We start from the raw sequence: 24,001 nt of genomic DNA on the forward strand, positions 1-24,001 counted from the left end.
GTACCGTCTTCGTCATTACTGAGTTTCTGTGGGTTGCCACCCACCACCTAACACTTTAAACAACTCGACCGACGCACTCAACCTTGCTTGACGTGCTTGGACAAAAGCCAAACTCGCTTCATTATAAGTACGCTGTGCATCCAACACTTCAATATAGGCAGAGTAACCTGACTGATATCTATTTTCTGATAAAGCCAGCATTTTCTTTGCAGAATCCTGGCTAGTCTGTAAAGACTGCTCACGTTCTGTTTGTTGGCGCAAATTGATTAATGCATCATTCACTTCAGTAAAAGCGGTTTGAATCGTGCGCTCGTAAGTAGCCAGTGTTTTCTTCTGCTTGGCTGCTTCTTGGTCGACCCTAGCATTCAATCTTCCACCATTAAAAATTGGCAAGTTCAAGCTAAGCCCACCAGTCCAAATACGCGCTGCTGACTTCAACACATCCTGCAACTCAAGACTTTCTCCACCCCAACTCGCAGTGAGCGAAATACTTGGATACAAGGCCGCCTTCGCTACAGCGATATTGGCATTTGCTGCCACCATTTGCGCTTCAGCCTGACGCACATCAGGGCGAGACTCCAGCAAACTAGAAGGCAAGCCTAAAGGCGGAACTGGTGGTATCGGCAAGGCCATTACATCAGCTTGAGCCTGCCCTAATCCACGCACTGCCAAATCCATATCACCAGTTAATAATGCTAACTGGTTCAGACTCAATGCTTGCAATCGTTTTAAGTCTGAAAGCTGTGCACGTAAATTAGCACTGGCCACCTCAGCCTGATAAACATCTAGAGCTGAAACGATTCCGCCTTCTAAACGGCGTTTCGTTAATGCTAGACTTTCATCGCGACTGACTAAATTTTGCTCCGCAATCTGAATTTGTTTTTGCAAACTACGTAAGGCCAAATACTGATTTGCTACCAAGCCAGTTAGCGACAGTGCAACAGTATCTTTGGCATATCGACTAGACAAAGCAGACGCTCTAGCGGACTCTTTAGTTCGACTTAACTTCCCCCAAAAGTCCAGCTCAAAATTAGTACCGAATTTAAAGTTGTAGCTCTCACGGGGATTATCACCAAACACAGGAAATGCACCTGCCTCAGTTACTCGTGAGCGTGTGCCCCCAGCATCTAAAGCAACTGTAGGAAACAGTAAAGTACCTGCTTCTTTCATCACAGCATCCGCTTGTTCAATATTAGCGACAGCCACTTTAATATCAGTATTATGCTTTAATGCACTGGCGATTAAAGTATTCAGCGTTTCATCTTGATATAAAGTCCACCAATCCTTAGCAATTTGATTCTGTGCCGCATCTTGGCTCATCTCAACATAGCGATCTGGGGTATCGACTTTTGGCCTTAGGTAATCAGGCCACACTAAAGATTGGCAACCAGACAACACCAGGCTGCCAACCAAATAAAAAGCAGGTCTAATTAAAAAGTTATTTTTTTTCTGTTTCATACAGCACCTTTATTTTCGGTCTCTACTGAAGTCACAACCACTGGCTCATCGTCAGGTACTTCATGGTGTTTTCTGTGTACGTTTTTATTACTTAACCACGTAAAGAACAATGGAATAAAAATCGTGGCTACAAATGTCGCTAGTAACATACCGCCAAACACACCTGTACCCATTGACTGTCGAGCAGCCGCACCAGCACCTGTTGCAATCACCAATGGCACAATACCTAACACAAACGCCATTGACGTCATCACAATCGGTCTAAAACGTAACCTTGCAGCCTCAAGCGCAGCCTCTGCAATCGGCATACCCTCCTCCATTTTCTGGCTTGCAAATTCCACAATCAAAATCGCGTTTTTAGCAGCCAAGCCAACGAGTGTAATTAAACCAATCTGGAAGTAAATATCATTTGGCATACCTCTTAGCAGCACAGACAACAACGCACCAGCTAAAGCAAAAGGCACGGCCATAATCACAGCAAGTGGTAAAGCCCATGTTTCGAACTGCGCAGCCAAGATCAGGAACACCATAATGATGGCAAAACCAAACGCAAACACTGCAGCTGAGCCTGTTCTTTTTTCTTGGTAAGCTTGTCCAGTCCATGCAATTTGGTATCCATCAGGTAAGTTTGCTTCCGCAATCTTTTCAACCATTTCAATTGCATCACCAGAACTCACACCTGACGCGCCTTTACCTAACACCTTAGCTGAAAGTAAACCGTTGTAGCGCTCTAATTGCTCCGCACCAACAATGTAGTTCACTTTGCTCAGTGCAGATAACGGCACCATCAAGCCTTTATCAGAACGCACATAAACCTTACCTAAGTCCTCTGCTTTCATACGGTAGTCTGCTTCGGCTTGCAATTGCACACGGTAAGTACGACCGGACTTGTTGAAGTCATTCACATACAACGAGCCCATCGTGCTTTGCAAAGTATCGTAAATACTTGATACTGGCACGCCTTGAGAAATTGCCTTTGCCTCATCCACTTCTAAAAACAGCTGTGGTACGGTTGGTCTGAAGAATGTATTAATTTCAGTCAACCTTGGCTCTTTTTTAAGTGCTTCAATCAAGTTGTTCACCACAGCAGCCAAACGTGCAGGATCAGAGTCACCACGCGTCTGTACATACAACTCAAAACCACCGGAACTACCTAAACCACGAATCGCTGGTGGGTTGAATGCAATCGCCATCCCATCCGGCTGTTGCATACCAATGCCAAACAACTTTTGCACAATGTCATCAGCTGTCGCCTCACGTTCAGACCAATCTTTCATACGCACAAACATGGTCGCCGCACTGGTCTTGTTGCCGCCGCCGATCAAGTCGAAGCCATTCACAGCAAACTCATGTGCAACTGCAGGATCTTGAGCAATCGCCGCCCTTACATTTTCAGTCGTTTTACTTGTACGGCCTAACGTAGCACCATCCGGCATAATCACTGCAGAAATCACATAGCCCTGATCTTCAGGTGGCACAAAACTCCCTGGAATCACTTTTAACAATACCGCAACTAATGCGATGATTGCTGCGAACACAAGAGTACCAATGATTTTATGGTGTAAAGTTAAATTTACGGTTGCCGTATATACATGAGTCAGTCGCACAAAACCACGATTGAACGCTTTAAAGAATGCGGATTCCCCATGTGTTTTCTTTAACAGTACTGCACACAATGCAGGTGTTAACGTCAAGGCAACAACACCTGAAATCACAACAGCAACAGCAACCGTCACTGCAAACTGCCTGTACATTTCACCTGCAATACCACCTAAGAAGGCAACAGGTACGAACACTGCACACAATACCAGCACAATCGCTACTACCGCCGCTGACACCTGCTCCATTGACTTCACTGCGGCTTTAATTGCTGATAGCTTCTCCTCTTCCATCAACCGCTCTACGTTTTCTAACACCACAATCGCGTCATCGACCACAATCCCGATAGAAAGTACCATCGCAAACAAGGTTAACGTGTTGATTGAGAATCCAAATATCCACAAACCGGCAAAAGTACCAATTAATGAAATAGGCACAGCGATAATAGGAATTAATGTCGCACGCCAGCTTTGTAAGAATAAAAACACTACGAGCACCACAAGCAACATCGCCTCGCCCAATGTTTTTAACACTTCAAGGATAGATGCTTTTACAAAGTCACTGGTGTCATAAGGCACTTCCCAATCTATACCTTCTGGAAAACGCTCTTTCAATTCCTTCATTTTTTCTTTTACTGCTTCTGCTGTATCTAATGCATTAGCACCAGATTGCAAGAAAATAGGAATACCTACACCAGGCGTGCCATCCAAAGTAGTACGAACGTTATAGCTTTGTGAACCTAATTCTATACGTGCAACATCTTTCAAATGAAGCACACCACGCTGGCCATCAGCACGAATAATAATATTGCCGAACTCTTCTGGGTCAATTAAGCGGCCTTTTGCCGTTACTGTATAAACCAATTGTTGATTAGATGGTGATGGATCCTGACCAATTTTACCTGCCGCATACTGCGCATTCTGTGACCGAATCGCATTAGCGATATCAGTGGTAGTTACTCCCAACTGCGCCATACGATCAGGACGTAACCAGATGCGCATAGAGTAATCTTGCGCACCAAAGATAACAGAATCACCAACGCCTTTAATACGCTTAATTTCATCAAGTACATTGAGCGTTGCGTAGTTGCTCAAGAATAAGGTGTCATACTTTTTTTGCTTGTCAGTCAGCATCACAACTAACAAAATATCGTTAGATCGCTTCTGCACCACCAAGCCAGTCCGCCTAACTTCATCAGGCAAACGTGGCAAAGCGATATTCACCCGATTACTGACGTTAAAAGTAGCCTGATTAACATCAGTGCCGACTTCAAACGTAGCAGTAATAGTCAAAGTGCCGCTAGAGTCTGCACTAGAGTTGAAATACAACAAGCCTTCAACACCACTTAACTGCTCCTCAATCGGAGCAGCCACTGTTTTAGAAAGTGTTTCAGCACTGGCGCCTGGGTAAGTTGCTGTAATTAATACAGTTGGCGGTGCAATTTGCGGATACTGTGCAATCGGTAGCTTCAATGCTGCGGCTAAGCCAGCCAGCACGATAATGATAGACAATACACTCGCAAAAATAGGCCGCGTAATAAAAAATTTACTCATATAGATTCTCGATTAAGCCTGTTGTTTTAGCTATTAGTAATGAACTTATTTAGAACCAGTTGATTCATTGGTTTTTGGTACAGGGCTTGCGCTAGGGTCGCTTAGCGGATGCGGAGATACTGGTGCGCCAGGACGTAATTTAATAATATTATCAACGATCACTTTATCACCAGCTTCAAGGCCACTTAAAATTACCCAGTCCTTACCAACCCAGTTGCCGGCAACAATTGGTTTAATCGTCACTACATTTTTAGCATCAGCCACATACACGAACTTGCCCTGATCACTACTTAATACTGCGGTTTGTGGCACAACAAATACACCATCTTTTTTGCCTGTAATGACTCTAATGCGAGCAAACTGACCTGGGAGCAAGCGTTTATCCTCATTGTCAAAGGTAGCGCGTAGCAACTGTGTGCCTAATTGTGGATCGATACCACTAGCAGCAAAGTTTAACTGACCTGATTTTGAATACTCTTCACCACTAGGTAAAATCAGCCTTACGTCCTTAACACCTTTTTGCGTCAACGGGCCACCCAGCTGTGCTAACTCAGCATCAGACAAACTAAATCTCACCCAAATTGGGCTGAGCTGACTCACGGTACTTAATAAACTTGTGTTAGCGCTGACTAAAGCGCCTTCAGATAACTCGAATCTGCCAGCTACACCAGATAAAGGCGATGTCACTGTTGTGTAAGATAAGTTCAACTCAGCCTCGCGCACAGCAGACTCATATTGAGCCAAACTTGCCTGTGCCAATGCATTATCAGAACGAGCATTATCTGCCTCACGCTGACTCACTGACTGAGTTGCCACAAGTGCTTGCAAACGCTGAGCTTCACGCTGCGCTTGATCTAATCTTGCTTTTTGTTGTGCCAATTGTGCTTTGGCATTGGATAGCGCAATTTGATACGGCACAGGGTCGATTAAAAACATCGCCTGACCAGCTTTAATCGGCGCCCCCTCTTCGAATAGCTTTTTAAGCAAAATACCACCAACACGCGGTCTAATTTCAACCTCTTTAGCACCTTCGGTTTGCGCAACCGCTTCGGCACTCATCGGCACACTGGTTGGCTCCACAGTCACTACACTAACAGGCATTGGCGGCATACCTTGTGTCTGCGCAGCACTTTCCTGTTTTCCACAGGCAGCAAGCACAGACACTGCAAGAACGCCAATAAGCGCCAACATCATGCCAGATGTTATGATGGTTTGTTTCACATGAGCGCTCTGTCCATTCATAGACTGTATGCGAATATGCTGTTGATTGTGACTTGCAGTCTTAGTTACCATTGAAAACTCCACGTTTATTTTTATAACTCACTAATTATTCTATGTTTTTATCAAAACAATAGCTATCTGCACTTGCTTACATACAGATTTGTATGTATATTATATACAAACAGGAATGTATGTAAATGCCTAAATGTTAAAATATTCAATAATCAAGTTTAAACCAGTGGAATTATTATGGTCAGAAAAACCAAAGAAGATGCAGAACTAACTCGCCAACAGATTGTAGATGCGGCACGCGCTGTATTTCTTGCACGAGGCGTTAGCAAATCTACATTGGAACATATTGCATCACAAGCCAATGTGACGCGAGGAGCCGTGTACTGGCACTTTAATAATAAAGCCGAAATTTTTCATGCAATCCGCGAACAAGTATTTCTGCCACTGATCGATCGCATGGACGACACCTTAGCAATCTCAAACGACAGCTCACAAAACCCACTTGATCAAATTGAAGCAAGTCTATGCCATACGATACACGAGCTGAATGAAAACATTGAAATGCGTGAGATTTACGAAATTATGATGATTAAATGTGAATACGTCGACGAGTTTGCGCTGGTGTTACATCAAATATTAAATAACTGTTCAAGCTTGATTGAAAAAATAGAAGTCACTTACGAGCGTGCTCGATCACAAAACCTATTAGCCAGCACCCTCACCCCCCGCGCACTCGCGCTAGATACGCATTTATTCTTTGGCGGATTGTTACATATGTGGATTAAAGATGCGGATGGCACTAAATTTAGATACCAAGCAATTGATCTGATTAAATCGCATATCAATTTACGCCGAAAATAGAGTGTAAGAAATCTATATAAAATCTTACAAAAAACGCTTCTTACAGAAAATTCTTGTAGTTCAGTTATTGTAGAGATACCATACGCACATATTAAGCGTTGGAGGCATTGTGGCTATTTATACTGGTGAAATTTACGGTAAACAAACCGCAAGCAAATTTGTGATGTACAACGTGCTAAAAGTGAGTAAGCAGCTTGTTACTTTACAAAACATAGACAACCCACTGAGTCTTTTTGAAACAACAGAACAAAAACTAAGCGCTTCAGGTTATATCCGCGTTAGCCAAACCCCTTTTATCGATTTAGAATCAACCACCCCAAAACGTCGTAAAGCAGCAAAAAAACCTACTCGCTGCCCGCTTACCTTTGATTTTTTAGAAGATCGTGCGGATAGTGAACGTCCTGCACCGATTATGCAGGACTTATTTAGCTAGTCTTTTAGCTGCGTGGAGGGCCACCTCTTAGATCATGACCATCTGCGCTGTAAATTTCTACTTCTACAAAGTCGCCCGGCGTTAAACCGTCAGCATCCTCTAAATAGACAACACCATCAATCTCAGGTGCGTCTGCTTTGGTACGGCCGATTGCTTCGATATTGCCTTCAACATCGGTCACGATTTCATCCACCAGTACGGTTTGAATGCTGCCAATTTTGGCATGTACTTTCGCCGCACTAATGCGTTCCTGCACTTCCATAAAGCGGCTTAAGCGCTCTTGCTTAACTTCTTCTGGCACTTGGTCTGGCAAAGCATTGGCTGCTGCGCCATCCACTGCTGAATACGCAAAACAGCCTACTCTATCTAACTGCGCCTCTTCCATAAAATCTAGCAACTGCTTAAAGTCATCTTCAGTTTCACCAGGGAAGCCAGCAATAAACGTGCTACGAATCGTAATATCCGGACAGATGTCACGCCACGCTTTAATACGTGCTAAGTTATTTTCACTGCTTGCTGGGCGCTTCATCGCTTTTAATATACGTGGGCTGGCATGCTGAAATGGCACATCCAAATAAGGTAGAATCAGACCATCTGCCATCAATGGAATCACTTCATCTACATGCGGATATGGGTATACATAATGTAAGCGCACCCAAACACCAAGCTCACTCAATGCTTGTGTCAGTTCCGTCATGCGCGTTTTAACTGGGCGGCCATTCCAGAAACCTGGGCGATATTTAACATCGACACCATACGCTGAAGTGTCTTGTGAAATCACTAAAATTTCACTCACACCAGCATTGACTAGATTCTCAGCCTCATTAAGCACTTCACCAATTGGGCGACTAACTAAATCACCACGCATGCTAGGGATAATACAGAAGCTACAACGGTGGTTACAGCCTTCTGATATTTTCAGATACGCATAATGCTGAGGCGTAAGTCTTACGCCTTGCGGCGGCACTAGATCAATAAATGGCTCATGCGGCTTAGGTAGATTTGCATGTACTGCCGTCATCACCTCTTCTAACGCATGCGGGCCGGTTACCGCTAGTACGCTAGGATGGGCTGCTTCAACCACGCCTTTTTTGGCACCTAAACAACCAGTGACAATCACTTTACCATTTTTGTTAATCGCTTCACCAATAGCATCCAATGACTCTTCAACTGCACTATCAATAAAACCACAGGTATTCACTACCACTAGGTCGGCTTCATCATAACTGCCAGAAATTTCGTAGCCTTCTGCCCGTAATTGGGTGAGAATACGTTCTGCGTCTGAGCCAGCTTTAGGGCAGCCTAACGATACAAAGCCTACTTTAGGCGCGGAGTTTTTGCTTGTAGTACTCATTGTCATAAAAACCTATAAATCTTAAAAATTAATTCAAATGTATATTATTGCGATTGCTTGGATGTATGTTGTTATTTTAATGGCGGCCACTGAAAAGTCAGTGACGGCAGGCTTACTTACGTTTACATTTTACGGGCTATTACCCTGCGCTCTGCTACTGTGGTTGCTCGGCGTTAAACATCGTCGCCACCAACACAATAAACAATCAGTGGATGAAGTATCCCACCAAGAAGATGGAACCAACCCCCAAGGCGATGAGTAGCACCTGACTGATCGTTGCCTTTAACTCCGTGCGCTTATGCAAACTGGGAATCAAATCGGCCACCGCCACATAGAGCATGCTTGCTGCTGCCAACCCTAAAATATAGGGAACCCAACTCATCACATATTGCAAAGCATAATAAGCAATGAGCCCCCCAACCAAGGTGGCCAAACTAGACACTAAATTAAAAATCAGTGCCTGTTTTTTAGTATATCCCGAGTGTAGCAAAATTAAAAAGTCACCCACTTCTTGTGGGATTTCGTGCGAAATAATAGCCAGCGCGGTCACCACGCCTAATTTAACATCCACTAAAAACGCCGCTGCAATTAAAACGCCATCCACAAAATTATGAAAAGTATCCCCAATCATAATCATCATCCCACTGCGGCCACTATCATGGTGGTGCGCATGTGCATGGCTGTGTGCCTGCGTTAAAGACGGCGCCTTTGCAGCATTCACCGCTTTATACTTCACTCCATCCGCTGTAGCCTCAGACTTCGGATGTGTTAATGGGCAATCTTCTTCAGTATGAATCGCATGCACTTCACAGTGGTCACCATGGCAATGCCGCCAAATCACCAACTTTTCTAGCACAAAAAATAGCAACAATCCGAATAGTAGGGTTGCCGAGATGCTTTCTATACTACTCGCTTCACTAAAAGCATGTGGAAGAATTTCTAAAAACACTGCACCCAACATTGCACCGATTGCATAGCTAACGAGCATGGGAATCCAAGCAGTGCGTAGACTTAATGCAAACAATGCCGCTAAAGATACACTCAACACCCCACCGATAAAGCTAGAAATGATGATCCATACAAGAATGGGTAACTCTGGAATTGTCATGCAACACTTTATTTATATATTAAGAGAGCGCTATTATAACCGAGCAGCCGTCACAGCAGCGTGTGATTCCAACCAAATCATGCTTGCCATACGCCCTGTCACGTTATCGCGCCTAAATGAGAAAAAATGAGCTTCATCTGTATAAGTGCAGAAATCTTCATTAACACTGGCGCCATACAACGCTGTCACACCAATGTTATTAAGTCGTTGCTTTGCAAGCAGATATAGATTGCATAACCACTTATCATCTGCATTTTGGTTACCTATCGATTTAAACGCCAATGCTGCTTGGCTATCTTTTTCAATAAACTGCTCACGAACATCACCACCCACTTCAAATGCATCTGGACCAATGGCTGGGCCTAACCATACCAATACATCACTAGGTGATACCTGCATTTTATTAACGGCTGCTTCTATCACGCCATCACACAAACCTCTCCAGCCAGCATGCACTGCAGCAACTATTGTTCCCTTTTTATCACAAAGTAACACAGGCAAACAGTCAGCCGTCATCGTGACACACACAACATTTGGCTTTGTCGTAAACGATGCATCCGCGTTTTGCAGGCAAGTGCTAGTAGTAGCATCAATCACATCCACGCCATGCACCTGATTTACCCAAACCGGTTCGCTTGGTAAATATGGGCTTAATAATTGACGATTTTTCGTAACGGCGAGCGGGTCATCTTGTACATGAGCGCCCAAATTCAAGCTGGAGTACGGAGCAACACTGACACCACCAATGCGTGTCGTTTGTAATGCCTTCACGTTTACCGGCGCGGGCCAATTTGGGGTAATAAATGCAATAGGTGCTGGATTTGTCATGGTTAATCTAGGGGTTAGAATTAAACGTGATAAGAATTAAACGTCTTCTTCTAAATCAAGATCGGCATCATCTTCTTCATCGCCATCATCAAACAGGTCTTCATCATCATACTCATAGTCCTCATCAGCAAGATAAGGCTCCATGCTTAATTCAAAATCTTCCTCATCATCACGAACGTCTTCATGGCGCATGGCTTCTAACAATACTTTCATATCATCAGCTAGCTCGATTTGCCATTCCACAAACTCATTAGTAGCGGGATGAACTAAGCCAAGTTTAATTGCATGCAGCGCTTGGCGATTAAACTGACTCACGGCATCACGTAACGTTTGCGTCATTGCACGAATCGGCACAATGCCGCGGAAGCCATAAACCGGATCACCCACTAAAGGCGCTTTAAGGTGCTGCATATGCACGCGAATCTGATGGGTGCGGCCAGTTTCCAAATTGCATCGTAAATAAGTTTGCACAGAAAAACGCTCTAATATCTCATAACGCGTGACGGCAGGCTTACCCATTCTGTTAATCGCCATTTTTGTGCGAGAGCGTGGGTCACGACCAAGCGGCTGATCGACTACACCATTACGCCACAACTGCCCCCAAACAATGGCACGATACTCACGTTTCACGGTACGTGCCTGTAGCTGACGCACCAAATTAGTTTGCGCACTTAATGTTTTAGCAACAACAAGCAAGCCGCTCGTCTCTTTATCTAAACGATGCACAATACCCGCACGCGGCACATCTTGTAGTTGCGGCGCATGGAACAGTAAAGCATTCAGCAATGTACCTTCCCAATTACCCGCAGCTGGATGTACAACCATACCGGCAGGTTTGTTAACCACTAAGATATGATCATCTTCATACACAATATCAAGTGGGATATCCTGTGCAGTGAATGCATAGACCTCAGGCTTAACCTGCACATCAACCAACACTTTCTCCCCTCCCCACACTTTAGTTTTTGAGGTGCTGGGCTGACCATCGACCGTGACTAGTCCAGACTTTATCCAAGCCTGCAGCCTAGAGCGTGAATGTTCAGGCAGTAATCGTTGCAAAGCAACGTCCAAGCGTAAACCACCCAAATCAGAAGAAATGGTTAGTGAAATTAGGTTATTAAGAGATTGTTGAGTAGCGTCTGTCATCGGTTATAATTGTGAGAAATTCTTAAAGGTGGTTTTGCATGAAGTATATCTCAATTTTGGCTTTTACCTTCTTACTCAGTGGTTGTGCAATCTTTGGCGCCCCAACTGAGCTTGATGAAACAAAAGGCTGGACTGCTGAACGCATCTATCAAGAAGGTGCGACAAAAATGCAAGATAGAGATTACGATAAAGCGCTTGTTTACTTTCAAAAGCTAGAGTCTCGCTATCCTCATGGCCGATTTGCCACCCAAGCCCAACTTGAAACCGCTTACGCCCATTATAAAAAACAAGACCCTGTTTCAGCAGTCGCCGCGGCGGACCGCTTTATTAAACTACATCCGAACCATCCAAACGTAGATTACGCTTACTACCTAAAAGGACTTGCTGTATTTAACGAGCGTGGGATTATTGAAAAACTAACTAAGCAACAAGTGAGTGACCGTGACCCTCGCGCGTTAAAAGATTCATTCGCTACATTTAAAGAGCTAGTCACGCGCTATCCAAAAAGCCGCTATATAAAAGATGCAACGCAACGTATGGTGTATTTAGCAAACAGCTTATCCGACCATGAGCTACATGTCGCGCGTTACTATATGAAACGTCAAGCTTATGTAGCTGCAGTTAACCGCACTAAGTATGTGCTTGAATATTATCCACAATCTCCACATATTGAAGAAGCATTAGTCATTATGATCAGCGCTTATGATTTAATGGGATTAGATGATTTAAAAAATGACACGCTGAGAATCCTAAAAACAAACTACCCGGATAGCGCAATGTTGGGTAAAGGTGTGCCTGATGATGAGCGCGTATGGTGGAAGTTCTGGGAAAGCTTATACTAAGTGAACTAAACCGTATTAAATGCATCCATTATTTTAATGAAGTACTTGAATAAATTACCAGGTTTCATTAAAACGCCATCAGGTTTGGAGTGGATTTTATTCAAAAAAATACCTCTGATTTTTAGCATCGGAACAGCAATACCATGCATACCGATGCTAGTTATCTACTTCAGCAACAACCCTTTAAGCAGAGACCTGCAGCAAGTCATCTATCAACTACTCGGGGTATTATTTAGTGTTTGGTTTTTGATTGGCACTATTGTCATTGGCTGTGTTGTCGTCATGCTAATGAAAGGGCCGGCTTATGTAGCAGACCCCTACGACCTCCCCAAAGAAAACAAGAAACTCGAGCAGCATCCTAATTCGTAACCTCACCTCATTTAATGCATGAACGCTTCACCATATCATGTTAGTTTACTAAAAATTATTTAGCCTAAAACATCATTAACATTTTGATGACAATCGAGTCAGCGATTAAAACCTCTAATTAACAACTACTGCCATTACTGTATTTAATTAAGAAATCTACTTCTATCAATACAGACAACCACTAGCCCTATCAATATTCCTAGATTCTGGTCGTTACAATATTAGCGCATAGGTATAAACCTTAGGAATGATTGCTATTCATGAATGAATTGTGTTTAATTGTCATATTGCGTTATCAGTGTGAATTTACTAACTCAAGCATTCACGCTATTTAGTATTTAGAATTAACCAAATTGTTACTTTGAAACTAAGTGACTTTGAAACTAGTGCTAGATATAGCAAGAAATACATGTTATCTGCAACGGCGCGTTTAACATGGGCTTTAATACTAGCAAATAGCAACTAAAGCTTTAACCTGCTCCCCAACGAGGGGGAGTTTGGACTGTGATATTAATCAGATAGTCAGCACAGTCAAATTTATTCCAACGTGGGAATAAGTCTTTGCAACATTAACATTCATCACCGAACTGGGCTATGAAGCGCTCCTATGGAAGCTGACAGCTGCACGAATTTAAATAATTTATTTCTATCGTTACGCTGTATCAATCAATCTAGGTTAAGGATATAACTATGAATAACGTGACCTCTTTTAAAATTAGCAACTTGTTAAATCATCTAAGCTATAAAAGAAAATTCACCCTACTCGGCTTGGTCACAATTTTACCTTTGCTAGTTTTACTGTTCGTCAATATCGACCGACTGAACTCGGACAAAAAAATCACTGAAACTGAGCTTCAGGGCGTTACTTATTTAAATCCTTTGCGTAACCTTATTGAGAATGTGCAAGCACATCGTGGCATGTCTAACTCATATCTATCTGGCAACGATAGCTTTGCAGAAAAAATTGATGCTAATGAAAAAAAGTCTGGTGACTTAATTTTAAACATTGATGAAATTGATCGTAAGCTTGGCACTCAATTCAACACGACAGCTAATTGGAATAAAATTAAGCAAGACTTAGATAAAATTAAATCTAATTGGGCTCAAATTAAATCAAAGTCCATAGAAATCACGTCAAAAGACAGCTTTGCAGCGCACACCGACTTAATCAATCAGCTCCTTGAGTTCTCTTTACAAGTAGCAGATGCAAGCACGCTTACTTTAGACCCGGAAATTGACTCTTACTACTTAATGGATATTGTTTACCTAAGAACAATCAATGTTGTTGAAAATATGGCAAAGATTCGCGGTTTAGGCGCAGGCATCGCATCTAGACAGTTTGCAACTAGCGAGGAGAAGCTAAAGCTTTCTATTCTGACGAACCAAGTAGAAGCATCTCTAAAAAGTTACGAACACGACATGTTAGCCCTCAAAAACTATCAGAGTACTTATGACCAAATCAAACCTGTCATGAGTTCCTTACATAAGTCAATTTCTGCGCTAAATACACTGGTAAAAACTGAAATCATTGAAACAGAAGCCATTAATCTAGATTCAAAAGTCTATTTTGATAACGCTACTCAATCAATTAATGAGGGCTACCAAGCTTACGACAAACTAAGCAACTTACTTGAGAGCCTACTGAGTGACCGTTTGGCACAACAAGAAAAACAACTCTTTATAGTGCTAGCTTTAGCCGCTATTACCATTTTAATGGTTTGCGTCATGTTGTTCTCAGTAGCAAGAAGTATCGTCCAAGCGACCAGCGAAGCTAAAGACCTGATGAACAATCTCGCACAAGGCAAACTAGAACACAACGGCAATCAAGCTTTCAGTCGTGATGAAATGGGCGATGTCATGCGCTCTGCTTACAGCTTGGAGCAAACCATTAAAAATCTGATTGATGCCATGCAAACGGTCAGCCAGCAACATCATGCTGGCGATATAGACGCAACGCTTAACGCGCATCAATTTAATGGTGTATATGCTGAAATGGCGATGGGTATTAACAAAATGGTCGCTGACCATATTGAAATGAATAAAAAGGCAATTACTGTTGTTAAAGCTTTTGGTGAAGGTGATTTAACGCCGCAATTAGAAAAGTTCCCAGGGAAAAAAGCATTTGTTAATGAAGCAATTGAACAAGTAAGAGCCAACATTAATGCACTCGTTCTCGATACCAACGTCTTGGTCAACGCGGCTATTCAGGGTGAACTCTCAACACGCGCTGATGCAAGCCGCCATCAAGGAGATTTCCGTAAGATTGTCCAAGGCATTAATCACACATTAGACGCTGTTATCAATCCATTAAATATGGCAGCCCAATATGTGGATGACATCGCAAAAGGCAATATTCCAGCAAAAATCACAGACGACTACAACGGTGACTTTAACGCAATTAAAAACAACCTGAACCAATGTATTGATGCCGTTAACGCAATGATTGCAGATACCGCATTACTAGTAGATGCCGCAGAAAAAGGACAGCTTTCAACACGTGCTGACGTAAGCCGCCATCAAGGTGATTTCCGCAAGATTGTGGACGGTGTTAACAACGCATTAGACTACGTCATTAACCCTCTAAATACAGCAGCTCAATACGTTGACCGCATTTCTAAAGGTGATATTCCCACCCATATCAGCCAGCAATACAACGGTGACTTTAATGTCATTAAAAACAACCTTAACACTTGTATTGATGCAGTTAACCGTTTAGTTACTGATGCTAACATGCTAGCCGAGGCAGCGACAGAAGGACGCATTAGCACTAGAGCGGATGCAAGCCAACACCAAGGTGACTTCCGCAAGGTGGTAGAGGGCGTCAACGCAACACTTGAAACAATTGTAGAGCCTATCATCGCAGTCAAAGACGCTATCGAAACTATCACTACGGCAGCTAATGAAATCTCAACGGGTAACAATGACCTTTCAAGCCGCACCGAACAGCAAGCATCTAGCCTAGAAGAAACAGCTGCCAGCATGGAAGAACTAGCTAGCACCGTCAAACACAATGCAGAAAATGCAAAACAAGCCAATCAACTGGCGCTTACTGCTTCCAATGTTGCAATTAAAGGTGGAAAAGTCGTTTCTGATGTTGTGACCACAATGATTGCAATCAACGATAGCTCACGTAAGATTGAGGACATCATCTCCGTCATTGATGGCATCGCCTTCCAAACTAACATCCTTGCACTAAACGCTGCTGTTGAGGCTGCCAGAGCTGGCGAGCAAGGTAGAGGGTTTGCAGTTGTTGCTGGCGAAGTGCGTAGCCTAGCACAACGCTCAGCAAGTGCTGCTAAAGAGATTAAAGACCTCATTACCGACTCGGTAAACAAAACAACAGAAGGCACCACACTGGTTCAAAATGCCGGACAAACCATGGAAGAAGTAGTTGTTTCCGTTAAACATGTAGCCGACATTATTGGTGAGATTGCTGCAGCATCAGTTGAACAAGCAGCGGGCATTGATCTGGTCAATGAAGCTGTGACCAGCATGGACGAATCTACTCAACAAAATGCAGCCTTGGTAGAACAAGCAGCAGCGGCGGCTGAGTCGTTAGTAGAACAAGCTAACCAATTGTCTACAGCAATCAGTGCTTTTAAACTAGACAACACCAAAAGCACTAATCGTATGAATCACAACTCGATGCCAACTCACAATAATATTGCATTATCTGTTGTAAAGAGCCAGCCTCGAGCAAGCAGCACTATGAGAACGATAGTGAGTAAACAATCGGACAGCAATGGAGATTGGGAAGAGTTCTAAAGAACAAGCCTCGGACTACGCATATTCAAATATGCTAGCGTCCGAGGCCTCTTTGGGATGATTACAACATACTCTTTGATGGAGTCGTATAAACCATTAAATACTAAGCTTAAGTATTAAAAAATCTAAACATAAGTATTTAAAAACGAAGTGCCGATTTATTCAATCAAGAAATCAAGTACTGTTACTGATTGATACGCTCAGTCCGCTATCAATCAGTTAAAACAAAGTATTAATGTTTCTTAGCGCGACGATCTTTATCTTCAACTTCTTTTTTAGCTTTTAATTCAGCACGCTGTGCCGTCTTACGACGACGCATACTGACAATACCTTCACCAGACTTGCGTTTATCCTCTTCCTCAGCAAACGGATTATGTCCTTGTTTATACTGAACACGTAATGGAGTGCCAGATAACTGGAATGTTCTGCGGAATGTTTTCTCTAAAAAGCGAGTATAAGCATCTTTAACCCCATCCACATGGCTACCATGAATCACAACGATAGGTGGATTGCTGCCACCTTGGTGCGCATAACGTAATTTTGGACGAATGCCTTTGCTGATTGGTGGTTGATGCTGTTGCATCGCATCAATCAGAACACGTGTAAGTTGAGGCGTTGCCAGCTTAGCAAAAGCTGCTTTATAAGCCACATCCACTGATGTAAATAGCTCCGGCAGGCCCTTCTTACGCAATGCTGAAATGTAATGAAACTCAGCAAAATCTAAGAACTGTAGCTTACGGTCAATCTCACGTTTAATCCAATCGCGCTCGTCATCTTTCAAGCCATCCCATTTATTGATGGCAACCACTAATGCACGACCAGCATCCAAAATGTAAGCGGCTACGTGCGCATCTTGTTCAGTAATGCCTTCTTGTGCATCAACCACAAGAATCACCACATTCGCCTCTTCAATCGCTTGTATAGTTTTAATCACAGAGAACTTCTCAATGGCTTCAAACACACGACCACGCTTACGCACACCTGCTGTATCGATCAACGTGTAATGTTTACCGTTCTTTTCTAAATCAATATGGATAGAGTCACGCGTAGTACCAGGCTCATCAAATGCAATCACACGCTCTTCGCCTAGTAATGCATTCACTAAAGTAGACTTACCCACATTAGGACGGCCAACAATCGCTACTTTAGGGATTTTATCGCCGGTGTAATCGGTAACAGGCTCATCTTCAATGACTTTAAAGTTTTCTAAAGCTAGTTCAATAATGTCACGTACACCTTCCCCGTGTGCTGATGAGATTGAAAGTGGGTATCCTAAACCAAGCTCATGGAAATCTGCACTAACAACCGCTTTTTGCATTCCTTCAGTTTTGTTCACGGCCAACAATATTGGACACTTAGTTTTACGTAAGCGATTAGCAATTTCCATATCTTGCGGTGAAACACCTTGGCGACCATCAACCAAAAAGATAATCGCATCAGCTTCATCAATTGCTTGCAGCGTTTGCTTTGCCATCGCTTTAAGAATACCGCTGTCTGTATTTGGCTCAAAACCACCAGTATCGACGACCAAGTAAGGCTGACTAGCGCCAATCCCCCGTCCATAGTGTCTATCACGGGTTAAACCTGGTAAGTCAGCGACAAGCGCATCACGGCTTTTTGTTAATCGATTAAATAATGTTGATTTGCCGACGTTAGGTCGACCAACCAAAACAATGGTAGGTATCATGGGAGCCTTCTATAAAGCATTGAAGCTAATTGATAAATTCAATCATCAATTAGCTTAATTAATTTTTAATTCTAACGAAAAGCGATTACATCAAGTGAATCATATTACTTAATTTGAATCGCATACAATCCGCCACCACGAGATTGCGCAAGTAAGGTGTCGCTATTAATAGCAACCATCTGCGGCATAATCGGTGTGTCATCTGTTTTAATTCTGGCAGAGAATGCACCATCTTCACGTTTGAGAAAATGAACATAACCTTCAACATCGCCTACTGCAACGCGATCACCCATTGGCAAAGGCGCGGTAAGTTGTCTATTTTTAAGTGCTGCTTGTCGCCAAAAGGTTTTACCAGTCGTGTAATCAAGTGCATAAATCGAACCGATTGCATGGGACACGTAAATACGAGCATCTTCATGACTCAATCCAGCCAGACTTGATATATCTCTATTCCAAACTACACGGCCTGTTGCACGATCTACTGCAGCAATGCGTCCCTGATAAGCAACGGCATACACCAAAGGCCCATCCACCATAGGTAAGCTTGTAATGTCCGCAATACGCTCAATCTCGGTAACACCTTTAGGCTGAGCTACTGAAGCTTCCCATAGTAGCTTCCCATTATCAGCGCGAATCGCTGCTAATTTCCCACCGGCAAAACCTGCATATACCGCGCCACCATCAACAACAAGGCCTGCACTGCTACGTAAAGTAAGTGCTGGGCTTGTACGGTCATAAACCCATTTTCTACTACCATCATCCGCGTTGATGCCATAAATGCGACTATCACCAGTACGCACAATCACCATACCATCGTAATATCTAGGCGCACTCAGCACTTCACTGCTGAGTCTTGATTTCCATTGCAATTTCCCAGCAATATCATAAGCATAGATAACGCCTTTTTGAGTGCCGACCAACACTAAACTACCGCCAACACCAACTCCACCCGTCAGTTTCTCTCCAGCATTTACATGCCATTGCTCTTTACCATTAGTGATATCCAACTTTACAACATCACCTTCAGAACTTGCTACATAGGCAAAACCAGCCTCAACTACAGGTGAAAAATCATAATTACCCGCTGAGCTAACTTTCGATTGCCAAAGTACTTTTGCGGTAGCATTTGCTTCAAAATCAGTCAAAGGCTCTATATCCACCAGCTCTCGACCAAATACACGTTCTGACAAGTCCGTTTGAAGCTCGGTAATAGCGGTACAAGCTGGCAATAACACCAAGCTACATAAAACCAATAATAGTTTTGATTGTTTAATAAAACGCATTAATGACTAACCTAGCGAATCAAGTTTTTGTTGTGTTAAATGACGATATCTACCCTGTGCATCAAGCTTAGTAAGCGCATGCTCATATGCAGCTTTAGCTTCGGCAGATTTACCCAGAGCAAGCAACACATCGCCTTTTAAATCAGAAAATAACCCATCAAAACCCGCATCGTGTTTTGCCTCAAGCACTTTCAAAGCAGCATCAAAGTTATTTTCTTCAGACAAAATATTTGCCAATTGCAAACTTGCGATAGCACTAACAGCGCTTTCTTTAGCATTGCTAATCGCCCATTCCAACTGTGCTTTAGCACTTTTAATATCTTTTGCTTCGTAATTTGCTTTAGCTGCAAATACTGCTGCACGACCCGCATATGGTGTCGCACTATACTTTTCCATCAATACTGCAGATTTTGCTTGTATGGTTTTTAAATCTTTAGCATCTACAACTTGTAATGCTTGATATTCTGTAGAAGCCTCAACAGCCTGTTTAGTTTGGTAGTATGTCCAGCCTTGATAAGCTGCATAAGCCACTAATAAACCAATGACTAGGTTACTTACCATTTTCCCGTAAGTTTTCCACCATGCTTTTAACTCATCTAACTGCTCTTGTTCTTCTAAATCGTATGCCATGCTTAGTCCTAATATATTTAATTCAAACCTAATGTATATTTAATTCAAAAATCTATTTTTTCTTAAACCTTATGCTTTTTATATCAAGCATTCGCCACTTTTTTACCGGGAATTGCCGCCAATAAGTTCTGTGTGTACGTATGCTGAGGCTGCTCATAAATATCAGCCACTTTTCCTTGCTCAACTACCTGCCCTTGATGCATGACTACAATATCGTCTGCAATATGGCGCACCACACGTAAATCATGGCTGATAAAAATATAACTAAGTGCCATTTCTTGCTGCAACTCTTTAAGTAGCAATAATATTTGGGCTTGTATCGACACATCTAATGCGGATACAGGCTCATCACACACCACGACCTTTGGTTGTAGCACTAACGCTCTTGCAATACCAATGCGCTGCCGCTGCCCCCCAGAAAATTCGTGCGGGTATTTTTGCATATCGGCTTCAGTTAAACCAACACGATTTAACATAGCAATCACTTTTCTTCGCCGCTCAGAGGTATCACCCAAGCTATGTATCAGCAAACCTTCACCCACCAAGTCACCTACACGCATACGCGGATTGAGTGAAGCAAAGGGATCTTGAAACACCATCTGCAAATCTTTACGAACAGATCGAAGCGCTTCTGCATTCAATTTGGCCAGATCTTTTCCAGAGAAAATTACTTCTCCGCTATCAATGGATTGCAATTGTAACAGACATCTCGCTAAGGTGGATTTGCCACTGCCAGATTCGCCGACAACTGCCAACGTTTTACCTGTGCGCAGCTTGATACTCACATCATTTAAAGCCTTTACCTGACTTTTACCAAAACCAAACCGACCACTACGCTGCGTGTAGGTCTTAATTAAATGACTGGCTTCTAAAATATATTCGCTCATATTGCAGCACCAGACGCTGGTGTATTATTTTCTGGCAACCAAGCGTAATCAATTGGTTTTAAATCTTTTTTACCTTCGGCATCAGGTACACAAGCAAGCAAGGCCTTAGTATAAGGATGCTGGGGGTTACTTAACACCTGCTCTTTACTGCCAGCCTCAACAATTTCGCCTCTGAACATCACCACTACATTATCAGCAATATCGGCCACCACGCCAAAATCATGCGTAATAAACAGCATTCCCATATTCATGCGGGTTTTTAGCTCATCCAGTAAATTCAATATCTGTGCCTGAACCGTCACATCTAACGCAGTAGTAGGCTCATCTGCAATCAGCAAGCGCGGCTCGCAAGCAATGCTCATCGCAATCATCACACGCTGACGCTGCCCACCAGATAACTCATCTGGGTAGCTACCAGCACGGCTAGACGGAATACCCACCATTTCCAGCAAAGCTGCAACTCTGGCCTTTAATACTTCGCCTTTTAAACCCAAGTGCGTAGTCAAACTTTCACCAATTTGATAACCGACGGTAAGCACAGGATTTAGTGATGTCATCGGCTCCTGAAAAATCATGGCAATCTTCGCACCACGGATTTTTTGCAGCGCTTTCTCACTTAACAATGCAATATCTTGCACTCCTGACTCTGTATCGTTAAACAATACGTTGCCACTTGTCAGTTGTAATTGCTGAGATAACAAACCCATGACCGACAGTGCTGTAAGGCTTTTACCACTGCCAGACTCGCCTACCACACAAGTGGTCTTACCGGCCTCAATCGTAAAACTTACATCATTGACCAATAAACGCGATGGAGATTTCTTAGGCGAAATACTGACATGCTGAAGCTGCAGTAAGGGCTGAACTGTATTAATCGGATTTGTCATCATTTATTCAATGCTATAGACAATAGTCACAACAACGCGAGCAGTTTTGTCGATGGTAGATTTATCGTAAACACCACCGTAACTATCATCGCCTGCATCACCTCCTACAGGCAAAATATAAAATGCACCTTGCGAAGCAGACTTCATCACCCCTACTTTTACACCATCTTGTTTGACAAACTCAGTGGCACGACTACGTGCATTTTTTGTAGCGGCAGCGATTAACGACATCTTAATATTCTCTAAATCACTGACCAAGTATGATGGGGCTCTGGCAGTGACAGGGTGGTTTTCTGCACGTAGTTGCAATAAGGCTTTATTAGCATTGGTGATTTTGTTTAAATCTTTAGTCACCACTCGAATCGTTTGATACGCATCGAAACCATTTTGTACTTGTCGTGGCATGTCTTTAATAAACACTTCGTCATAATGCGGATTCAATGTCGCAATGTCAGCACTCCAAGTTTTAGCATCCAGCCCTTGTGCCTCCAAGAATATTTCTACCACTTCTCGCTCTATCGCCAACTTATCTAAGGCGGCTGCTTGCGTAGGTTGCGTAACCCCAACACTCAACTCCCATTCGGCACTATCGGCTTTAATTGGTTTTTCAGCTAAGCCTTTTACTGTAATCGACTGTTGGCCAGACATCGCCCGCTTACCCTGCACGCCCAAAATGAATGCCGCAGCAGACATGCCAATTGCCAAAAAGATACCCAATGCAACCATCGCTTTAAACAAATTATTTTGCTCATTCATTGGGAGTACCTTTAAATTAGTTATTTAAATGTTGAGCTTAATTAGCCGTTAAATACTCAATCGCAGCCTCAACGCTAAACTTCTGCTGCTCACCTTTCACCGTGACTAACATCGGTTTTAATGTTACCTGATTGTTAGCTACTTCATCATCACCCAATATCAATGCATACTTGGCATGGCTTCTATCTGCTTTTTTCATTTGTGACTTAAAGCTGCCACCGCCAGCGTGTAGTACCACTTGAATATTAGCATTGCGCAACTGCTCAGCAATCGTAAAGGCCGCATTTTCCGCTTGCTCACCAACGTTGACAAGATACACATCGGGTGCATCATCTGCCTGAATACCATACTCTTGCATCAATAAGAACACACGCTCTAAACCAATGCCAAAACCACATGCAGGCGTTGCATCGCCACCTAGACGTTCAACTAAGGTGTCATAGCGGCCACCACCAGCAATTGTTCCTTGCGCGCCTAGCTTAGTTGTCACCCACTCAAACACCGTGCGGTTATAGTAATCTAAACCACGGACCAAACGCGGATTAATCGTGTAAGTCACGCCAGCATCGCTAAGTCTTTTACACAGACCCTCAAAATGTGCACGAGTTTCAACACCCAAACAATCAATCAGCTTAGGCGCATTTTCACACATGACTTGCATGCGTGGATTTTTAGTATCCAAAATACGTAATGGATTAGTGTGCAAGCGGCGCTTAGCATCTTCATCTAGCAAGTCAGCATATTGCTCAAAGTAAGCAATCAATACATTACGATACTCAGCGCGCTCATGCGCATCGCCAATACTGTTGATTTGCAGTTCTACCTCTTGAATCCCAAGTTCACGCCATAATCTAGCCAACAGCACAATTTGTTCTGCATCTACTTCTGGCGTATCAAACCCAAAAGCTTCAACACCAATTTGATGAAATTGCCGCTGACGTCCTTTTTGCACATTTTCGTGACGGAACATCGCACCGGTGTACCATAAACGCTGTGGACCATTGTAAGTAAGGTTATGCTCAACAACAGCACGCACGCAGCCGGCGGTTCCTTCTGGACGTAACGTGAGTTTGTCACCGTTAAGCGCGTCTTCCCATGCGTACATTTCTTTTTCTACAATGTCGGTATGCTCACCAACACTGCGCACAAATAGCTCTGTAGGCTCAACTAAAGGCATGCGGATATTTTTATATCCATACTGTGCCAATACGCGACGTGCAGTGTCTTCAAGTTTGAACCATAAAGGCGTAGCCTCAGGCAGAATGTCGTAAAAACCTTTAATGCTTTGAAATTTGTTACTCATGAACTTTATATTATTGCCT

19 protein-coding genes are annotated in these 24,001 nt (G+C 43.1%); 5 read left to right on the forward strand and 14 right to left on the reverse strand.

All coding sequences use genetic code 11. The annotated features are described in order from the left end of the window. Window positions 1-15: 15 nt before the first annotated feature. Genes FG24_RS11445 through FG24_RS11455 form a run of 3 tightly spaced genes read right to left on the reverse strand, consistent with a single transcriptional unit; the run spans window position 16 to window position 5,903 of the window. Complete coding sequence (locus FG24_RS11445; protein WP_051901536.1) at window positions 16-1,458, reverse strand: efflux transporter outer membrane subunit; 1,443 nt, start codon at window positions 1,456-1,458, stop codon at window positions 16-18. After that, a complete protein-coding gene (locus FG24_RS11450; RefSeq protein WP_036303527.1) occupies window positions 1,455-4,610 on the reverse strand; it encodes an efflux RND transporter permease subunit in 3,156 nt (1,051 codons plus the stop codon). The genes FG24_RS11445 and FG24_RS11450 overlap by 4 nt, the downstream gene beginning before the upstream one ends. Before the next feature lie 45 nt (window positions 4,611-4,655). Continuing rightward, window positions 4,656-5,903, reverse strand: coding sequence for an efflux RND transporter periplasmic adaptor subunit (locus FG24_RS11455; protein WP_036303528.1), 1,248 nt, complete (start codon window positions 5,901-5,903; stop codon window positions 4,656-4,658). A gap of 177 nt (window positions 5,904-6,080) precedes the next feature. On the opposite strand from FG24_RS11455, the gene FG24_RS11460 reads away from it, so the two are divergent. Together FG24_RS11460 and FG24_RS11465 are read left to right on the forward strand one after the other, a co-directional pair. Further along, a complete protein-coding gene (locus FG24_RS11460; protein ID WP_036303529.1) occupies window positions 6,081-6,704 on the forward strand; it encodes a TetR family transcriptional regulator in 624 nt (207 codons plus the stop codon). 109 nt (window positions 6,705-6,813) lie between these two features. Then, entirely contained in the window at window positions 6,814-7,137 is a 324-nt protein-coding gene (locus tag FG24_RS11465; protein ID WP_036303530.1) for a hypothetical protein, read from the forward strand. A 4-nt stretch (window positions 7,138-7,141) separates the two neighbouring features. Here FG24_RS11465 and rimO read toward each other — a convergent pair whose 3' ends face one another. From rimO to rluD, 4 genes are all read right to left on the reverse strand, one after another. Then, a complete protein-coding gene (gene rimO / locus FG24_RS11470; protein ID WP_036303531.1) occupies window positions 7,142-8,497 on the reverse strand; it encodes a 30S ribosomal protein S12 methylthiotransferase RimO in 1,356 nt (451 codons plus the stop codon). A 199-nt stretch (window positions 8,498-8,696) separates the two neighbouring features. After that, entirely contained in the window at window positions 8,697-9,599 is a 903-nt protein-coding gene (locus FG24_RS11475; protein WP_036303532.1) for a ZIP family metal transporter, read from the reverse strand. A 33-nt stretch (window positions 9,600-9,632) separates the two neighbouring features. Further along, a complete protein-coding gene (gene pgeF / locus FG24_RS11480; protein ID WP_036303533.1) occupies window positions 9,633-10,427 on the reverse strand; it encodes a peptidoglycan editing factor PgeF in 795 nt (264 codons plus the stop codon). 36 nt (window positions 10,428-10,463) lie between these two features. Then, complete coding sequence (rluD, locus tag FG24_RS11485) at window positions 10,464-11,573, reverse strand: 23S rRNA pseudouridine(1911/1915/1917) synthase RluD (protein WP_036303534.1); 1,110 nt, start codon at window positions 11,571-11,573, stop codon at window positions 10,464-10,466. Window positions 11,574-11,611: 38 nt separating this feature from the next. Here rluD and FG24_RS11490 point away from each other — a divergent pair, with 38 nt between their 5' ends. The 3 genes from FG24_RS11490 (at window position 11,612) to FG24_RS12945 (ending at window position 16,549) form a co-directional block, all read left to right on the forward strand. Further along, entirely contained in the window at window positions 11,612-12,415 is an 804-nt protein-coding gene (locus FG24_RS11490) for an outer membrane protein assembly factor BamD (RefSeq protein WP_036303536.1), read from the forward strand. 36 nt (window positions 12,416-12,451) lie between these two features. After that, a complete protein-coding gene (locus FG24_RS11495) occupies window positions 12,452-12,784 on the forward strand; it encodes a hypothetical protein (RefSeq protein WP_036303537.1) in 333 nt (110 codons plus the stop codon). A gap of 690 nt (window positions 12,785-13,474) precedes the next feature. After that, entirely contained in the window at window positions 13,475-16,549 is a 3,075-nt protein-coding gene (locus tag FG24_RS12945) for a methyl-accepting chemotaxis protein (protein WP_036303538.1), read from the forward strand. A 232-nt stretch (window positions 16,550-16,781) separates the two neighbouring features. Here FG24_RS12945 and der read toward each other — a convergent pair whose 3' ends face one another. From der to hisS, 7 genes are all read right to left on the reverse strand, one after another. Then, window positions 16,782-18,236, reverse strand: a complete 1,455-nt coding sequence (der, locus tag FG24_RS11505; RefSeq protein ID WP_019898987.1) for a ribosome biogenesis GTPase Der — start codon at window positions 18,234-18,236, stop codon at window positions 16,782-16,784. Window positions 18,237-18,340: 104 nt separating this feature from the next. Continuing rightward, window positions 18,341-19,519: an outer membrane protein assembly factor BamB gene (gene bamB, locus FG24_RS11510; protein WP_036303539.1), complete on the reverse strand. Its 1,179-nt coding sequence runs from the start codon at window positions 19,517-19,519 to the stop codon at window positions 18,341-18,343. 6 nt (window positions 19,520-19,525) lie between these two features. After that, on the reverse strand, window positions 19,526-20,149 hold the full coding sequence (locus tag FG24_RS11515) for a tetratricopeptide repeat protein (RefSeq protein WP_036303541.1): 624 nt from the start codon (window positions 20,147-20,149) through the stop codon (window positions 19,526-19,528). A gap of 83 nt (window positions 20,150-20,232) precedes the next feature. Then, window positions 20,233-21,036 (reverse strand): ATP-binding cassette domain-containing protein, encoded by an 804-nt coding sequence (locus tag FG24_RS11520; protein WP_036303543.1) that lies wholly within the window; start codon window positions 21,034-21,036, stop codon window positions 20,233-20,235. Continuing rightward, window positions 21,033-21,923, reverse strand: coding sequence for an ATP-binding cassette domain-containing protein (locus FG24_RS11525; RefSeq protein WP_081881009.1), 891 nt, complete (start codon window positions 21,921-21,923; stop codon window positions 21,033-21,035). The genes FG24_RS11520 and FG24_RS11525 overlap by 4 nt, the downstream gene beginning before the upstream one ends. 3 nt (window positions 21,924-21,926) lie before the next feature. After that, window positions 21,927-22,679, reverse strand: a complete 753-nt coding sequence (locus FG24_RS11530; protein ID WP_036303544.1) for an SIMPL domain-containing protein — start codon at window positions 22,677-22,679, stop codon at window positions 21,927-21,929. 37 nt (window positions 22,680-22,716) lie between these two features. Further along, window positions 22,717-23,982, reverse strand: coding sequence for a histidine--tRNA ligase (gene hisS, locus FG24_RS11535; protein ID WP_036303545.1), 1,266 nt, complete (start codon window positions 23,980-23,982; stop codon window positions 22,717-22,719). Window positions 23,983-24,001: the final 19 nt, after the last annotated feature.

The organism is Methylotenera sp. L2L1 (assembly GCF_000744605.1).
Lineage (GTDB): Bacteria > Pseudomonadota > Gammaproteobacteria > Burkholderiales > Methylophilaceae > Methylotenera.

Bases quoted from the DNA above. Each gene is read 5' to 3' on its own strand.
- FG24_RS11455 (WP_036303528.1), bottom strand. From the start codon at position 5,903: ATGGTAACTAAGACTGCAAGTCACAATCAACAGCATATTCGCATACAG.
- FG24_RS11475 (WP_036303532.1), bottom strand. From the start codon at position 9,599: ATGACAATTCCAGAGTTACCCATTCTTGTATGGATCATCATTTCTAGC.
- FG24_RS11490 (WP_036303536.1), top strand. From the start codon at position 11,612: ATGAAGTATATCTCAATTTTGGCTTTTACCTTCTTACTCAGTGGTTGT.
- FG24_RS11520 (WP_036303543.1), bottom strand. From the start codon at position 21,036: ATGAGCGAATATATTTTAGAAGCCAGTCATTTAATTAAGACCTACACG.
- hisS (WP_036303545.1), bottom strand. From the start codon at position 23,982: ATGAGTAACAAATTTCAAAGCATTAAAGGTTTTTACGACATTCTGCCT.
- FG24_RS11450 (WP_036303527.1), bottom strand. From the start codon at position 4,610: ATGAGTAAATTTTTTATTACGCGGCCTATTTTTGCGAGTGTATTGTCT.
- FG24_RS11460 (WP_036303529.1), top strand. From the start codon at position 6,081: ATGGTCAGAAAAACCAAAGAAGATGCAGAACTAACTCGCCAACAGATT.
- rimO (WP_036303531.1), bottom strand. From the start codon at position 8,497: ATGACAATGAGTACTACAAGCAAAAACTCCGCGCCTAAAGTAGGCTTT.
- pgeF (WP_036303533.1), bottom strand. From the start codon at position 10,427: ATGACAAATCCAGCACCTATTGCATTTATTACCCCAAATTGGCCCGCG.
- rluD (WP_036303534.1), bottom strand. From the start codon at position 11,573: ATGACAGACGCTACTCAACAATCTCTTAATAACCTAATTTCACTAACC.
- der (WP_019898987.1), bottom strand. From the start codon at position 18,236: ATGATACCTACCATTGTTTTGGTTGGTCGACCTAACGTCGGCAAATCA.
- FG24_RS12945 (WP_036303538.1), top strand. From the start codon at position 13,475: ATGAATAACGTGACCTCTTTTAAAATTAGCAACTTGTTAAATCATCTA.
- FG24_RS11525 (WP_081881009.1), bottom strand. From the start codon at position 21,923: ATGACAAATCCGATTAATACAGTTCAGCCCTTACTGCAGCTTCAGCAT.
- FG24_RS11445 (WP_051901536.1), bottom strand. From the start codon at position 1,458: ATGAAACAGAAAAAAAATAACTTTTTAATTAGACCTGCTTTTTATTTG.
- bamB (WP_036303539.1), bottom strand. From the start codon at position 19,519: ATGCGTTTTATTAAACAATCAAAACTATTATTGGTTTTATGTAGCTTG.
- FG24_RS11515 (WP_036303541.1), bottom strand. From the start codon at position 20,149: ATGGCATACGATTTAGAAGAACAAGAGCAGTTAGATGAGTTAAAAGCA.
- FG24_RS11495 (WP_036303537.1), top strand. From the start codon at position 12,452: ATGAAGTACTTGAATAAATTACCAGGTTTCATTAAAACGCCATCAGGT.
- FG24_RS11530 (WP_036303544.1), bottom strand. From the start codon at position 22,679: ATGAATGAGCAAAATAATTTGTTTAAAGCGATGGTTGCATTGGGTATC.